A 13259-nucleotide genomic window follows, 5' to 3' on the forward strand; every position below is an offset into this window, starting at 1 on the left:
GGCCGGGTTTCAAGCCTTCGGCTGCAGCTTCGCCAACAACAGTTCCCCGCCGCCTTCGATGACGCGCCGTTCCCCGGGGGGAATGGCGATGCGCGCCGCATCGCCGACCTCGAGCACGCCGGCCGGCGTGCGCACCTGCCCGGCCAGCACGTAGAGCAGCCAGGTCACGCCGGGCTCGCCGAAGAACAGCATCGAGCCGACGATCGGGCGATGCAGCAGCTGGGCATCGATGGCCTCGCGCCGCCACATCAGGTTGAAATCGACCGTCGGGCCGTCCACCAGCAGGGCCGTCAGCGGCCGCTCGCCGGAGAAGCGCAGCCGACCGTGCGGCGGCACCAGGCGATGCATCTCGCCATCGGTGAAGTGCAGTTCCATCCCCTGCCCCGAGAGGAGGACGATCTCGCGCTCGCAGCCGGGGAAGGGCGAAAACGGACCGTCGCAGCCCACTTCCGCCACCGAGATCCGCCAGTCCCAGGCGCCGTCCGCCGGGAAGCGCAAGATCTCGCGCGTCCAGCCGCCGCCGTTCTTCCAGCGTTCGCGACGGTGGTTGGTGGCGGGGAGCAGCTCGATCATGCGGGGGCCGACATCGGAACACAGGTCCCCGTCAGTCTGGCCCGCCCTTCGCCCTGCGGAAAGGGGCGGAAGAAGAAGGCCCGGCCGCCCATTCCGTGGGCGACACCGGGCAGCGTCCTTGCCGGTCACGCCGCCGTCCGGGGCAGCGCTTCCTGGTTCATCCTTGCGCCCATCCGTGGGCGACGCGCTCGTCCTTGAGACCATGCCTCAACGCACCCGGGGGGCTGGTGCGGTGGGGCGCGGAGCGCTCGTGGCCGCTCGGGCCGTCCCGGGAGCCGCGGCCGGTGCGCCGCCCACCATGATCCGCGCTCGATTCAGCTCGAGCGTGGCGGGGCCGATGCCCTTCACGTTCACGAGCTGGTCGATCGAGCGGAACGGGCCGTGCACGCGGCGGTGCTCGACGATGGCCGCGGCTTTCGCCGGGCCGACGCCGTCCATCACGCGATCCAGCGTGGCGGCATCGGCGGTGTTGATGTTGATGCGCTCGTTGGCCTGGGCCGCGCCGGCGAAGGCGAGGGCCAGCAGCAGCGCGGCGAAAGTCTTGCTGAGGAAGTTCATTGGGGGGCTCCGTGTCCGTCATCCTTGGGGCCGCGGCGGGGTTCGTGCCGCGGTGGAGACAGCATCGCGATCCGACGGGCGTCAGGTTATCGACCGAGCGCCCGATGTCGGCTAGGAGTTCTGCGCGACGTCTTGTAGGAATTTTCCTACCCCCGCTCCGCCCGCCGACTACAATCCAAGGAACGCCATTCACGACGGCCCGCCGCGGCCGCAACGGAGCCCGCCATGGACCACGCCCGCACCCAGTCTTTCGTTGGCCAGATGTGGGACGACGACATCGTCCCGCGCCTCGTCGAGTACATCCGCATCCCCAACAAGTCGCCGATGTTCGACGCCGACTGGGTGAAGCACGGCTACATGGAAGACGCCACGCAGCTGCTCGCCAACTGGGCGAAGCGGCAGCCGGTGAAGGGCATGACCGTCGAGATCGTGCGCCTCGAGGGCCGCACGCCGCTGATCTTCATCGAGGTCCCGGGCACCGACGGCGGCGGCGCGGATGGCGACACGGTGCTGCTCTACGGCCACCTCGACAAGCAGCCGGAGATGACCGGCTGGGACCCGGACCTCGGCCCCTGGGTGCCGGTGATCAAGGGTGACAAGCTCTACGGCCGCGGCGGCGCCGACGACGGCTACGCGCTGTTCGGTTCGCTGGCCGCGATCCAGGCCCTGCAGGATCAGGGCAAGCCGCACTGCCGCGCGGTGATCCTCATCGAAGCCTGCGAGGAATCCGGCAGCTACGACCTGCCCTTCTACGTCGACCATCTCGCCGCGCGCATCGGCAAGCCTTCGCTGGTGGTCTGCCTCGACTCCGGCTGCGGCAACTACGACCAGCTCTGGTGCACCACCTCGCTGCGCGGCCTCGCCGGCGGCAACCTGCGCGTCGACGTGCTGGACGAAGGCGTGCACTCGGGCGACGCCAGCGGCGTCGTGCCGTCGTCGTTCCGCGTGCTGCGCCAGCTGCTGGCGCGCATCGAGGACATCGAGACCGGGCGCGTCACGCTGGACGCCCTGCACGTCGCCATCCCGCCGGAACGCATCGAGCAGGCGAAGAAGGCCGCCGCCGTTCTCGGCGACGAGGTGTACAGCAAGTTCCCCTTCGTGAAGGGCATGCAGCCCGCGCTCGACGACCTCGCCGAGCTGGTGCTCAACCGCACCTGGCGACCGGCGCTGTCGGTCACCGGCCAAGAGGGCTGGCCCTCGCTGTCGAACGCCGGCAACGTGCTGCGCCCCTTCACCGCGGTGAAGCTGTCGATGCGCCTGCCGCCCACCGCCGACGGCAAGACCGCCGGCCACGCGCTGCGCGACGCGCTCATCAAGAGCCCGCCCTACGGCGCGAAGGTGAGCTTCGAGCTGGAGAAGAGCAGCACCGGCTGGAACGCCCCGGCGATGAGCCCGTGGCTGTCGCACGCCATCGACCATGCGTCGAAGCACGCCTTCGGCGCGCCGGCCATGTACATGGGCGAAGGCGGCACCATCCCGTTTATGGGCATGCTCGGCGAGAAGTTCCCGGGCGCGCAGTTCATGATCACCGGCGTGCTCGGCCCGCACAGCAATGCGCACGGCCCGAACGAATTCCTGCACATCCCCACCGGCAAGCGCGTGACGCAGGCGGTGGCGCAAGTGATCGCCGAGCACTACGAGGCCTCGCAGAAGGGCCTGACGCGCGGCGTCGGCGTTGCCGCGGGTGGCGCGGAATTCGGCGACCACGGCTGCTGCTGATCTCTAGGGAGAACGTTCGATGGACCTCGCTTTCCTCGGCTACGGCTGGGTGCAGATCCTGCTGCTGGGCTTCGTCGCCGGCCTGCTCGCGCGCTGGATCTTCCCGGGCAAGCAGAAGCTCGGCCTGATCCTCACCACCCTGCTCGGCATGGCCGGCGCGATCTGCGCCTCGTGGGTGCTGGACACCTTCGACATCACCGTCGGCGGGCGCTGGATGCGCTTCGCCGCCGCGGTGGGCGGCGCGGTGGCGCTGCTCGCGCTGGTCAAGTCGCTGAAGGGCAAGTGACGCGATGACGAACACCGGAACGGCCGCGACGGCCGACGATGCCGCACGCGCCGACGACCGCCTCGCTTTCGCCCGTGCGGCGCTGGGCGATCACGGCGCAACGCTGGAGCGCGCGTCGATGGACGCCGGCTTCCGCAGCTACTGGCGCAGCAGTGGCGAGCCGACGCGCATCGTCATGGACGCGCCGCCCGGCAAGGAAGATGTGCGGCCATGGCTCGCGATCCGCGACCTGCTCGAACAAGGCGGCGTGCGCGTGCCGCGCGTGCTGGCCCGCGAGGTCGAGGCCGGCTTCCTGCTGCTGGAAGATCTCGGCACGCAGACCCTGCTGCAGGTCGTCGACGACTCGAACGCCGCGACCTGGTTCGATGCCGCACTCGACCAGCTTTTGCCGCTGCAGAAGATCGCCCCGCCGGCCGGCTTCCCGCGCTACGACGAAGCCCTGCTCACCCGCGAACTGAAGCTGTTCGACGACTGGCTGCTGGGCACGCACCTTGGCCACCCGCTCGACTGCGCGCTGACCGACCCGCTGGAGCTGGTCTACCGCCGGCTGATGGACGCCATCCTCGCGCAGCCCAGCGTGCTGGTGCATCGTGACTTCATGCCGCGCAACCTGATGCCGCTTCGCGATGGCGGGCTCGCCGTGCTGGATTTCCAGGACGCCGTGGTCGGGCCGATCAGCTACGACGTGCTCTCGCTGTTCAAGGACGCCTTCCACGGCTGGCCGCAGGAGCTCGTGGACTGGGGAGTGGCGCGCTACCACGAGCGCGCAAGCGCCGCCGGCCTGCTGGTGCCGGGGCTCACCGACTTCCGCCGCGACGTCGACCTCATCGGCGTGCAACGGCACTTGAAGGTGCTCGGCATCTTCGCGCGCCTGAACCACCGCGACGGCAAGCCGAAGTACCTCGCCGACGCGCCGCGCTTCGTGCGCTACCTGCTCGACGTGATCCCGAGGCACCGGATGCTGCAGCCCCTGCAGGCGGTGATCGAGGAGCGCGTGCTGCCGCAGGTCGGCGCGCTGCCGTCGCGCTGATCCGCCACCGCGCATGAGCGATCGCCCGACGCACGCCCTCGTCTTCGCCGCCGGCAAGGGCGAGCGCATGCGCCCGCTCACCGAGCACACGCCGAAGCCCTTGCTCATCGCTGGTGGAAAACCGCTGATCGCCTGGCACCTCGAAAAGCTCGCCGCCCTCGGCGTGCGCGAGGTCGTGATCAACACGAGTTGGCTGGCCGACTGCTTCGCGCCAGCGCTCGGTGACGGCAGCGCCTGGGGCCTGCGCCTCCACTACGTGTACGAAGGCGCGGAACCACTCGAAACGGGCGGCGGCATGCTCAACGCCCTGCCGCTGCTGGGCGAGCCCCCCTTCCTCGCCATCGCCGCGGACGTGTGGACGGATTTCGACTTCGCCACGCTGCCTCGCGAACCCGCAGGCCTCGCGCACCTGCTGATGGTGGCGAACCCCGAACACCACGGCCGCGGCGATTTCGCCCTCAGCGACGACGGGCGCCTGCAGCTTGCGACCGCCGGCGCCGAGGCGCTCACTTTCTCCGGCATCGGCCTGTACCGCCGCGAATTCCTCGATGGCTGGCGCGGCACTGTCGGCGACGCACCCGGCGCCAACGAAACGCCGCCGCGCTTCAAGCTGCGCCCGCTGTTCGATGCCGCCATCGCCCGCGGCGCGATCACCGGCCAGCGGCACGACGGCCGCTGGACCGACGTCGGCACGCCCGAACGGCTGGCGGCGCTGGACGCCCAACTCCCCCCTTCCTGACTCCCCCGATGCACGACAACGCCCCCCCAACCCTCCGGGAGTTCGCCCGCGACGATCGATCCCGCCGCGGCGGGTGCCGCCGGTCATCTCGCCTTCTGGCAACTCATCGCGGCCGCGTGCTCCCTGCTCGCAGCGGTTGCCGCCTCCAACGAAGACGCCCGCTCGGCTCTGTTTTTCGGCGTGAGCGGGCTCACGGCAGCCGCGTTGGCCGTCGCGTGCAGGCGACTCCGTGCTTCTGGGCGCGCATGGGCCAGCGATCGCCTGCTGTGGTTCGCTGCGGCCTCGGTGTGGATGCTGGCGATGGCCGTCGCTGCCGGCGCATGCCTGCGCTTCGACGCGGGCCTGGAGATCCTTGGCGTCGCCCGGGTCGGTCGCGAGCGGCTCCAGATGTTGGCGACGGTGATCGGGATGGGCTTCGCCACACTGGCGCTGATGACGATGGCCTTCGGCGAGCGCGGCCGTCGCGCGCCTTGGCTGGGGAAGCGGACGAGCGCCGCATGGCTGCTGGCGGTGCTCCTGCTCGGCCCGGAGATTCACCTGCGGGACAACGCGGGCCGTTGGGTAATGACCCGCCAAGCGCTCCCGGAGGTCGTCGTGCAGCCCTGGGGCCAGCGCGTCACCTTGACGAGGATCGCCACGGGCGAAACGGACGAGAGCGGCGCCGAAATCGAGATCCTGTGCCCTACGTGGCGATCGGACCGCTGGCTGCTGTTGCGGCTCGAGCGGCATCTCGCGCCGGACACCTACGATGAATCTGTGCTCGCGACCTGGCGCGCGCCCTGTGGCGATGAGGGTGAGAAAACCCTGGCCAATGGCGAGGCGGCCGAGTCGGCCCTGGTTCGAGGCGACGTCGCCACCTTCCTGTCGAATGCCAACGGCCTAGGATCCACCGATGTCATCGCCTTGCCGCTGGATCGCTTTGGGCCGTCGTTGCGCCAGCGCCTGTCAGATCGGATCCCCCCCTCCCAGCGAGCCGGGATGACGGTGTTCGACCTGATCCTGGTCGAAGGCACGGACGAGCAGGTGAAGCAGTCCTTGCCGGGGGAAGAGGACATTCGTCCTCATCACCGCTACGCGCTTTACGCGCGAGGGCTGGGCGACCTTGCCGCCCACATGCCCAGCATGACCGCGGAGTCGTATACCGAAGAGCAAGTGCGGACGGCCTCGGTCTACGCCCGGCTGGCCATCGCCAACCCGATGATGATCGCCGCCGCTGTCGGCTCGCCGGAAGTGCCCTACACCGGCGGCTACGCCGACCATGACTTCTACTTCGCCAACCGCCACTGCGACGCAAGCTACGCCGAGTTCCTCACCCAAAAGGGTGTGAAGCCATCGATCGAACACGCTCGCCAACTGCTGGACGCGCTGATCCTGGCCCGCTTCGATCCGCACAACACGCAGAACATCGACACCGTCATCCCGACGACCCTTGGCTTGCCCGGGGGGAAGTCCATCGAGCAATGCCCGTCGCTGGCGCGCTGGTACGGCAAGACGATCCCGCCCCGGAATTCGCAGGACATCGAACGGATCACCAGCGCCGTCGACGAAGCACGGCGGGCAGCGATCCAATGGCGGAATATCGAATTGCCGAAGTCCGCCGCCCCCGCCACTTTGGCGGCGGATGCCGCCGTCGAGATGCTCGTGCACACACCGCCCTCGGCGGCGGCCTACTGCAACTGGGTGAATGCCGCGTTCTGGGAGCTTGTCGACCCGCAAGAGCAGGTTCCCGAGACGACGCCCGCCCTTCTTCGCCTCCAGGAGCACTGGTCCGAACAGCCATGGGAGGACATCGCGGTGACCCGCTTCGATGAGCACCAAGCCGAGTCCGTGTCCGCGCAATGCCCTTTGGCACAGGCCGGATACAGCGGAGACTCCCCGTACACGCTCGCAGCCCTCGACCGGTCACTGAAGGCGCTGGGAATTCCCTGCCACGCGGGCCCGAAGGATGACATCGGCTTGCCGACGCTGGTGTGCCGATCGCGCTGACCGATCAGAACAGGACGAATCCCACGACGGCCGCCGCGACGGCCAGAATGAACAGGATCGCGACTTCGCGAAGGGGCGAAGTGCCGTTCAAGGCACCGCCCACAGGCTTTACGCCGTCGCGATGGAAGACCTCTGCGCGCTCGACGAAGGGAGTCATCGTGTCCGCTCGGACACCCATGGCAACAAGGTGATCGACGATCTCGATGCGCTGCTTCCCTCTCGCGAACATCGCCTGACAGGCGACCACCACCTTCGAGGACAAGGCCAGCAGTTCGGCGAGCCCCTCTTCGGAACGAGCATCGAAGCCGTCGCCGAGGCACTGCTCGAGTCGGACGACAATGGCTGCGAGCTCGCTGTCGGTCGGTTCGTCGACCAAATGGATGATGGGCTGTTCGCTCATTGGACATTCTCCGGGGACATGGGGCCATCAAGGCATTTGCGAACGAAGGGCACGGTCAGGCGGCGCTGGGCAGCCATCGCCGCGCGGTCGAGGCGATCGAGCAGCGCCGTCAACGATTTCAGGTCGCGGTCGACGCGACGGAACAGCCAGTCGAGCACGGCGTCGTCGAGCTCGAGGCCACGGCGTCCGGCGCGGCGACGCAGTGCCTCGCGGCGCCCGTCGTCATCGAGGACGTCGAGCGACACCCTCAGGCCCTGCCCCAAACGCGAGCGCAGGTCCGGCAGCGCCCAAGCCGTGTCCCCGGCCGGAAGGCGCGATGCGTAGAGCAGCGTTCGTCCCGCGTCACGCAGGCGGTTGTGCAGGTGGAACAGGGCTTCGCAGTCCTCGCGTGAAGCGGAAACAGCCTCGATGCCATCGAGGGCGACGAGGTCGTTCGCGTCGAGGCCCTCGAGCATCGTGCCGAGCGCGCCAGCAAAGGCCGGCACCGGCAGGTAGCGCGCGCGACGACCGGCCTCGTGCGCCTCGCGACACGCGGCCAGCAGCAGGTGGCTCTTGCCGCTGCCCTCGACGCCTTCGACGAACAGGCCGGCATCGATCGACGCATCGACGCGTTCACCCGTCGCAGCGGCACGCAGCAGCTCGACGGCCCAGTCGTGGCCCACGAAGAGCTCGAAGCGCTGGTCCGGCCCCACCGGCAGCGCCAGCGGCAGCTGGGCGCTCATGCCGGACGCGTGTCGCCAGCCTCGTCGGCGGGCGGGCCTTCAGCCTCGCCTTCCAGAACGCCGTCGCCGTCGCGGTCCTCGCGGTACAGCAGGCTCTGCTTGTAGCGCTCATGCGCGTAACGCAGCAGCACCATGAACACCGCCGCCGCGGGCAGCGCCAGCAGGATGCCGAGGAAGCCGAAGAGCTGGCCGCCGGCCATGATCGCGAAGATCACCGCCACCGGATGCAGGCCGATGCGATCGCCCACCAGCCACGGCGTCAGCACGAAGCCCTCGATGAGTTGGCCGCCGCTGAACACCGCGCACACGAGGACGAGGTGGAAGAGATCGCCGTGCTCGACGAGGGTGGCGATGACCGCCGCCACCAGCCCGATGGCCGTGCCGAGGTAGGGCACGAAGCTGAGCAGGCCGGCGATCATACCGATCAGGAAACCGAGGTCGAGGCCGATGAGGCTCAAGCCCACGCCGTAGATCAGGCCCAGAGCGATCATCACGCTCACCTGACCGCGCAGGAAACCGCCCAGCACGTCGTCGGACTCGCGAGCGAGGCGAACCACCGTGGGCTCCAGCGGGCGCGGGATCAGCCCGTGCACCGCGTCGATCATCCCGCGCCAGTCACGCATGAAATAGAACGTGACCAGCGGAATCAGCAGCAGGTTGGCCACCAGCGCGAGGAAGGCGAGGCCGGATTTCGACAGGCCGCCGATCACGTTCGCTGCCACCCCGCCAGCCTGCTGCCAGTGTTGTTTCAGCAGGTTGCCGAGTTCCGCCGGATCGACATAAGTGGCGATCGACACGCTGAAGCGGGCCTCCACCCAGGGAATCGCCGTTCCGGTGATCCACACGCCGAGCTTCGGGCCCCATTCCCCCGCCTGCTCGATCTGCGTCTTCAGCATCGGCACCAGCAGCAGCACGACGAGCACCACCAGCAGGCTCATCATCAGGAAGACGAGGGTCACCGCCGTGCTCCGCGAACGGCCGCGGCGCTCGATGCGCGAGACCAGCGGATCAGCCACCCAGGCCAGCAGGGCGGCGACGGCGAAGGGCGTCAGCACGGGGCCCAGCAGCCAGAGCAGCAGGCCGAGCACGACGAAGCCGCCGAGCCAGAGCCAGGGGCGCAACCAGAGCAGCGGTGGATTCATCGGGCCGTCCTTTGCGTCGGGTCAGCGGGCCACGCGGTAGCGCACCCGCGTGGGCAGGGTCGGATCCGTGGCTGGCGCCGTGGCTTCCGGAACGAGATGGCCGGAACCCGCGAGCATCGCCTCGAAGCGCGTCCGGTCGACGGCGAGATCGAGGCGAACACGCATCGCGTCGGGCTGGGCTTCGATCACGTCGAAGCCGCGCAGCACCGGCAGCGACTGCAGGTAGGCGGCGAGATCGAGCCACGCGGACTGGCTGTCGATGCCGAGGATCTCGGCCTCGATCACCTCGGCCTTGCCGGCCTCGACGCGCTTCGCCTGCCGCGCCGCGAGGGTGTCGGCCGCACGGTCCGCACCGGCGGCGATGGCGCGCTGCGGGCTGGGGTCGGTGACGCTCCAGCGCGCCAACTCCTCGGCGCCGTCGGCCAGCAGCCACTCGCTGGTCCAGCCCGCGGCGCCGGCGCGGGCCACCTTGCCGAGCAACTGCACGCGGGCGCCATAGCGGCTGGACAGCACGCCGACCGCGGCGGCATCGAGGGCCCAGATGCTGCCGGAGGCGGGCTGCTCCACGGCGGTACCGCCGGGCAGCAGGAAACGCAGGCCGCGCTCCAGGCCGCGCTGCGCCAGCGGCTTCACCACGTTGATCTGTTGCGCCGAAACCAGGCGCGGACCGGCGCCGCCGCCATCGTCGACCACCAGCCACAGCATCGGCTTCGGCCGCTCGCCCGCCCACAGCGGCAGGCCGGCCGCGACCACCAGCGCATCCACGGCATCGGGGTCGAAGCTGGCCGCCAGCACCTGGCGCTGCACCGGCACGCCACCGGCCAATTCCTCGACATCACGGTATTCGGTGCCCACCACCATCGATTCGGCGACGCGAAGCGCCCGCTGCGCCACGGGGTCGTTCGGCGCCGCGACCTGCCCGCTCACCCGCACCAGCACCTGGGCCAACGCCCGGCCAAGTGCGGCGTCACGCTCGCGGCTCTCCTGCGAGCTCACCGGCACTTCGGCGGTGTACCACTCGAGCTCCCGCGCGGGCGCCGCAGCGGGTTCCGCCGGGGCCGATGAGCTCGCGACGGGCGCTCCGCCTGCGGCCTGCGCCTGCGCGTCGGCCGAGGGCATCGAGGCCCCGAGGAGCAGGCCGGACAGCGCGAGGGTGCGGAGGGATCGGGAGGAAAACGCGTGCATCGTGGACTCCGAGGGACATGCCATGGTGCCGCAGGGCGCGCGGAAGCGTCCAACGCGGCACCGGCCGCGGCGGCCCCGGTTCAGCCGCGAGGGGGCCCCGGCGACCGTCGGCCGGAGCCCGGCTGGTAAACTGCGCGCTTCGCTTGATGCCCGAAGGCCCGCCACCCGTGAGCACCCCGACGCCCCTGACCTACCGCGACGCGGGGGTCGATATCGACGCCGGCAACGACCTCGTCGAACGCATCAAGCCGCTGGTGAAGCGCAGCTTCCGCCCCGAGGTGATGGGTGGCCTCGGCGGCTTCGGCGCCCTGTTCGACCTCTCCGGCAAGTACCGCGAGCCGGTGCTGGTCTCGGGCACCGACGGCGTGGGCACCAAGCTCAAGCTCGCCCAGCAGCTGAACCGCCACGACACCATCGGCATCGACCTCGTGGCCATGTGCGTCAACGACGTGCTGGTGCAGGGTGCCGAGCCGCTGTTCTTCCTCGACTATTTCGCCACCGGCAAGCTGCACATCGACACCGCGGCTGCGGTCATCGGCGGCATCGCCCGCGGCTGCGAGCTCTCGGGCTGCGCGCTGATCGGTGGCGAAACGGCCGAGATGCCCGACATGTACGCGCCGGGCGAGTACGACCTCGCCGGCTTCTGCGTGGCGGCGGTGGAGAAGAGCGAACTCCGCGACGGCGGCCGCATACGCGAAGGCGACGTGCTGCTCGCCCTGCCCTCGTCGGGCCCGCACAGCAATGGCTACTCGCTGATCCGCAAAGTGCTCGCCCGCGCCGGTTTCGACGCGGCCCAGGGCGGCCTCGATGTGCAGGTGGGCGGCGTGCCGCTGATCGACGCGCTGATGGCGCCGACCCAGCTCTACGTGAAGCCGATCCTGTCGCTGCTGCAGGCCTTCCCGGGCGCCGATTCGCCGATCCACGGCATGGCGCACATCACCGGCGGTGGCCTCACCGAGAACATCATCCGCGTCATCCCCGACGGCCTCGGCCTCGACATCGACGCCAGCACCATCGTGCTGCCGCCGGTGTTCGAGTGGCTGCAGCGCGAAGGCGCCATCGCCGACGCCGAGATGTGGCGCACCTTCAATTGCGGCATCGGCTTCGTGCTGGTGGTGCCTGAGGCGTCCATCGCGACGCTCACCGCGCCGCTCGCCGCCGCCGGCCTGCCGCCACGCCCGATCGGCCGCGTGGTGAAGAGCGCTGGCGCGTCGGTGCACGAGCGCGTGCGCATCGGCTGAGGGCCGGAGGCATGGGCACGGCACGCCGCATCGGCATCGCGCTGTCCGCCCTCGTGGCGGTCGCGACCTCGGTCGCGGCGATGGCCCTGTGGCCGCTGGTCCATAAAGACGATTTCGCCTTCATCCAGCACATGCAGCGCGATGTCGAGTTCGGCTGGTTGCTGCTGCAGGCCGCCGTACCGCTCTTCGCCATGTGCCTGCTGACCGCGCTGGGCGCGGCAGCGCTGGCGTGGCGTCTCGCGTTGCCCCGCCGCCCGACCGCGCGATGAGCTTGCGCCTCGCGGTGCTCGCCTCGGGGCGCGGCAGCAACTTCGCGGCCCTGTTGCAGGCCTGCGCCGAGGGGCGCATCCACGGCGGCGTGGTCGGCGTGTTCTCCGACAAGCCGCAGAGCGGTGCCGTGGCCCTCGCCGCCGAGGCCGGCATCCAGGCCTGGGCGATGAAGCCGAACACGTTCGAAACGCGCGACGCCTTCGACGCGGCCATGTTCGACGCCATCGACGCGGTTCAGCCCGACCTCATCGTCTGTGCGGGATACATGCGCATCATCGGCGCCGCCGCGATCGCCCGTTTCCCGAACCGCATGATCAACATCCATCCCTCGCTGCTGCCGCGCCACCCCGGCCTGCATACGCACCAGCGCGCGCTGGAGGCCGGCGATGCCGAGCACGGCGCGAGCGTCCACATCGTCATCCCGGAACTGGACGCCGGCCCGGTGCTGGCGCAGGCGCGCGTGCCGGTGCACGGCGGCGACACGGCGGAAACGCTGGCCGCGCGCGTGCTCACGCGCGAGCATCCCTTGCTGCTCGCCAGCGTCGCGGCCGTCGCCAACGGAAACCTCCGGCTCGACGCCGACGCCATCCGCTGGCAGGGCGCGCCGCTGCGCGAACCCCTGCGCCTCGGCGACGACGACCGCCTGCACGCCGCGCCCTGAGCGCGGCGCCCCCGACGACACGACGAAGGACCTCCCATGCGTTCGATCCTGCTTCGCAGCGCCCTGGCGCTCTCGCTGGCGCTGGCCCTTCCGGCCACGGCCACGCCGGTGGCCCCGTTCAGCGCGACCTACGAGGTTCGTCGCAACGGCGATGTGCTGGGTGAGGCCACGCTGCGCCTCGCCCGCGACGGCGCCGACTGGCGCTTCACCAGCGAAACGCGCGGCACCCAGGGCCTGGCGAAGATCGCGGGCGTGCGCATCGACGAATCGAGCCGCTTCCGCTACGTCGATGGCCGCCCGGAAACGCTCGACTACCGCTACGCGCAAAAGACGAGCTTCAACTCGCGCGAACGCAGCGCCGTCGTCGACGCCGCCGCCGGCCGCATCACGCTGCGCAACCGCAACGAGCGTCAGGAGGCCCCGTACGTGCAAGGCATCCTCGACCGGCAGCTGCTCACCGTCGCACTGATGCAGGCCGTTGCCGGCGGGCGCCGCGGCGCGCAGGCCCTGCAGGTCGCCGGCCGCAGCGCCGTGGAAGCGCAGACTTGGTGGATCGGCGAGGCCGAAGCGGTGCCGATGGGCGCCGCCTCCGAACAGGGCCTGCGCATCGAACGCCGCCGCGAGGACGCCAGCGGCCGCACGACGGTGCTCTGGCTGGATCGCGACGACGGCCATCTGCCCTTGCGCATCGAACAGCGCGAGGACGACGGCGAGACCGTCGAGATGCGGCTGCTGCGCAGGGGCTGA

The 13259-nt window shown here is 70.2% G+C and carries 15 protein-coding genes; 9 read left to right on the top strand and 6 right to left on the bottom strand.

Annotated features, from left to right (window positions below; translation table 11 throughout):
• Window positions 1–9: 9 nt before the first annotated feature.
• Window positions 10–573, bottom strand: coding sequence for a HutD family protein (locus O9280_RS14865; RefSeq protein ID WP_298344487.1), 564 nt, complete (start codon window positions 571–573; stop codon window positions 10–12).
• Between the two features lie 207 nt (window positions 574–780).
• Window positions 781–1131 (bottom strand): helix-hairpin-helix domain-containing protein, encoded by a 351-nt coding sequence (locus tag O9280_RS14870; RefSeq protein WP_298344490.1) that lies wholly within the window; start codon window positions 1129–1131, stop codon window positions 781–783.
• A gap of 225 nt (window positions 1132–1356) precedes the next feature.
• Here O9280_RS14870 and O9280_RS14875 point away from each other — a divergent pair, with 225 nt between their 5' ends.
• The 5 genes from O9280_RS14875 (at window position 1357) to O9280_RS14895 (ending at window position 6891) form a co-directional block, all read left to right on the top strand.
• Window positions 1357–2850, top strand: coding sequence for a M20 family metallopeptidase (locus tag O9280_RS14875; protein ID WP_298344493.1), 1494 nt, complete (start codon window positions 1357–1359; stop codon window positions 2848–2850).
• A 19-nt stretch (window positions 2851–2869) separates the two neighbouring features.
• A complete protein-coding gene (locus O9280_RS14880) occupies window positions 2870–3136 on the top strand; it encodes a GlsB/YeaQ/YmgE family stress response membrane protein (RefSeq protein ID WP_298344495.1) in 267 nt (88 codons plus the stop codon).
• A gap of 4 nt (window positions 3137–3140) precedes the next feature.
• On the top strand, window positions 3141–4166 hold the full coding sequence (locus O9280_RS14885) for a phosphotransferase (RefSeq protein WP_298344497.1): 1026 nt from the start codon (window positions 3141–3143) through the stop codon (window positions 4164–4166).
• Between the two features lie 13 nt (window positions 4167–4179).
• Window positions 4180–4905 (top strand): N-acetylmuramate alpha-1-phosphate uridylyltransferase MurU, encoded by a 726-nt coding sequence (gene murU, locus O9280_RS14890; protein ID WP_298344499.1) that lies wholly within the window; start codon window positions 4180–4182, stop codon window positions 4903–4905.
• A 300-nt stretch (window positions 4906–5205) separates the two neighbouring features.
• Window positions 5206–6891, top strand: coding sequence for a hypothetical protein (locus O9280_RS14895; protein ID WP_298344502.1), 1686 nt, complete (start codon window positions 5206–5208; stop codon window positions 6889–6891).
• A gap of 4 nt (window positions 6892–6895) precedes the next feature.
• On the opposite strand, the gene O9280_RS14900 is transcribed toward O9280_RS14895, so the two are convergent.
• The 4 genes from O9280_RS14900 to O9280_RS14915 are packed head-to-tail and all read right to left on the bottom strand — an operon-like array spanning window position 6896 to window position 10340.
• Window positions 6896–7291 (bottom strand): hypothetical protein, encoded by a 396-nt coding sequence (locus O9280_RS14900; protein ID WP_298344504.1) that lies wholly within the window; start codon window positions 7289–7291, stop codon window positions 6896–6898.
• On the bottom strand, window positions 7288–8013 hold the full coding sequence (gene hda / locus O9280_RS14905) for a DnaA regulatory inactivator Hda (protein WP_298344506.1): 726 nt from the start codon (window positions 8011–8013) through the stop codon (window positions 7288–7290). The genes O9280_RS14900 and hda overlap by 4 nt, the downstream gene beginning before the upstream one ends.
• A complete protein-coding gene (locus O9280_RS14910) occupies window positions 8010–9155 on the bottom strand; it encodes an AI-2E family transporter (RefSeq protein WP_298344508.1) in 1146 nt (381 codons plus the stop codon). Before O9280_RS14910 ends, hda begins: the two co-directional genes overlap by 4 nt.
• Window positions 9156–9176: 21 nt before the next feature.
• Complete coding sequence (locus O9280_RS14915) at window positions 9177–10340, bottom strand: DUF2066 domain-containing protein (RefSeq protein WP_298344510.1); 1164 nt, start codon at window positions 10338–10340, stop codon at window positions 9177–9179.
• Window positions 10341–10507: 167 nt separating this feature from the next.
• Here O9280_RS14915 and purM point away from each other — a divergent pair, with 167 nt between their 5' ends.
• Genes purM through O9280_RS14935 form a run of 4 tightly spaced genes read left to right on the top strand, consistent with a single transcriptional unit; the run spans window position 10508 to window position 13259 of the window.
• The gene (gene purM / locus O9280_RS14920) at window positions 10508–11581 is read left to right on the top strand and encodes a phosphoribosylformylglycinamidine cyclo-ligase (RefSeq protein ID WP_298344511.1); all 1074 of its coding nucleotides are present in this window, start codon (window positions 10508–10510) and stop codon (window positions 11579–11581) included.
• A gap of 11 nt (window positions 11582–11592) precedes the next feature.
• Window positions 11593–11850 (top strand): hypothetical protein, encoded by a 258-nt coding sequence (locus O9280_RS14925; protein WP_298344514.1) that lies wholly within the window; start codon window positions 11593–11595, stop codon window positions 11848–11850.
• A complete protein-coding gene (gene purN / locus O9280_RS14930) occupies window positions 11847–12512 on the top strand; it encodes a phosphoribosylglycinamide formyltransferase (RefSeq protein ID WP_298344516.1) in 666 nt (221 codons plus the stop codon). The genes O9280_RS14925 and purN overlap by 4 nt, the downstream gene beginning before the upstream one ends.
• A gap of 36 nt (window positions 12513–12548) precedes the next feature.
• On the top strand, window positions 12549–13259 hold the full coding sequence (locus O9280_RS14935) for a DUF3108 domain-containing protein (RefSeq protein ID WP_298344518.1): 711 nt from the start codon (window positions 12549–12551) through the stop codon (window positions 13257–13259).

The sequence above is a fragment of the Silanimonas sp. genome (assembly GCF_027531545.1).
Lineage (GTDB): Bacteria > Pseudomonadota > Gammaproteobacteria > Xanthomonadales > Xanthomonadaceae > Silanimonas.

Bases quoted from the DNA above. Each gene is read 5' to 3' on its own strand.
- O9280_RS14885 (WP_298344497.1), top strand. From the start codon at position 3,141: ATGACGAACACCGGAACGGCCGCGACGGCCGACGATGCCGCACGCGCC.
- O9280_RS14915 (WP_298344510.1), bottom strand. From the start codon at position 10,340: ATGCACGCGTTTTCCTCCCGATCCCTCCGCACCCTCGCGCTGTCCGGC.
- O9280_RS14935 (WP_298344518.1), top strand. From the start codon at position 12,549: ATGCGTTCGATCCTGCTTCGCAGCGCCCTGGCGCTCTCGCTGGCGCTG.
- murU (WP_298344499.1), top strand. From the start codon at position 4,180: ATGAGCGATCGCCCGACGCACGCCCTCGTCTTCGCCGCCGGCAAGGGC.
- O9280_RS14895 (WP_298344502.1), top strand. From the start codon at position 5,206: ATGGCCGTCGCTGCCGGCGCATGCCTGCGCTTCGACGCGGGCCTGGAG.
- O9280_RS14880 (WP_298344495.1), top strand. From the start codon at position 2,870: ATGGACCTCGCTTTCCTCGGCTACGGCTGGGTGCAGATCCTGCTGCTG.
- O9280_RS14875 (WP_298344493.1), top strand. From the start codon at position 1,357: ATGGACCACGCCCGCACCCAGTCTTTCGTTGGCCAGATGTGGGACGAC.
- O9280_RS14925 (WP_298344514.1), top strand. From the start codon at position 11,593: ATGGGCACGGCACGCCGCATCGGCATCGCGCTGTCCGCCCTCGTGGCG.
- O9280_RS14900 (WP_298344504.1), bottom strand. From the start codon at position 7,291: ATGAGCGAACAGCCCATCATCCATTTGGTCGACGAACCGACCGACAGC.
- O9280_RS14910 (WP_298344508.1), bottom strand. From the start codon at position 9,155: ATGAATCCACCGCTGCTCTGGTTGCGCCCCTGGCTCTGGCTCGGCGGC.
- O9280_RS14865 (WP_298344487.1), bottom strand. From the start codon at position 573: ATGATCGAGCTGCTCCCCGCCACCAACCACCGTCGCGAACGCTGGAAG.
- purN (WP_298344516.1), top strand. From the start codon at position 11,847: ATGAGCTTGCGCCTCGCGGTGCTCGCCTCGGGGCGCGGCAGCAACTTC.
- O9280_RS14870 (WP_298344490.1), bottom strand. From the start codon at position 1,131: ATGAACTTCCTCAGCAAGACTTTCGCCGCGCTGCTGCTGGCCCTCGCC.
- hda (WP_298344506.1), bottom strand. From the start codon at position 8,013: ATGAGCGCCCAGCTGCCGCTGGCGCTGCCGGTGGGGCCGGACCAGCGC.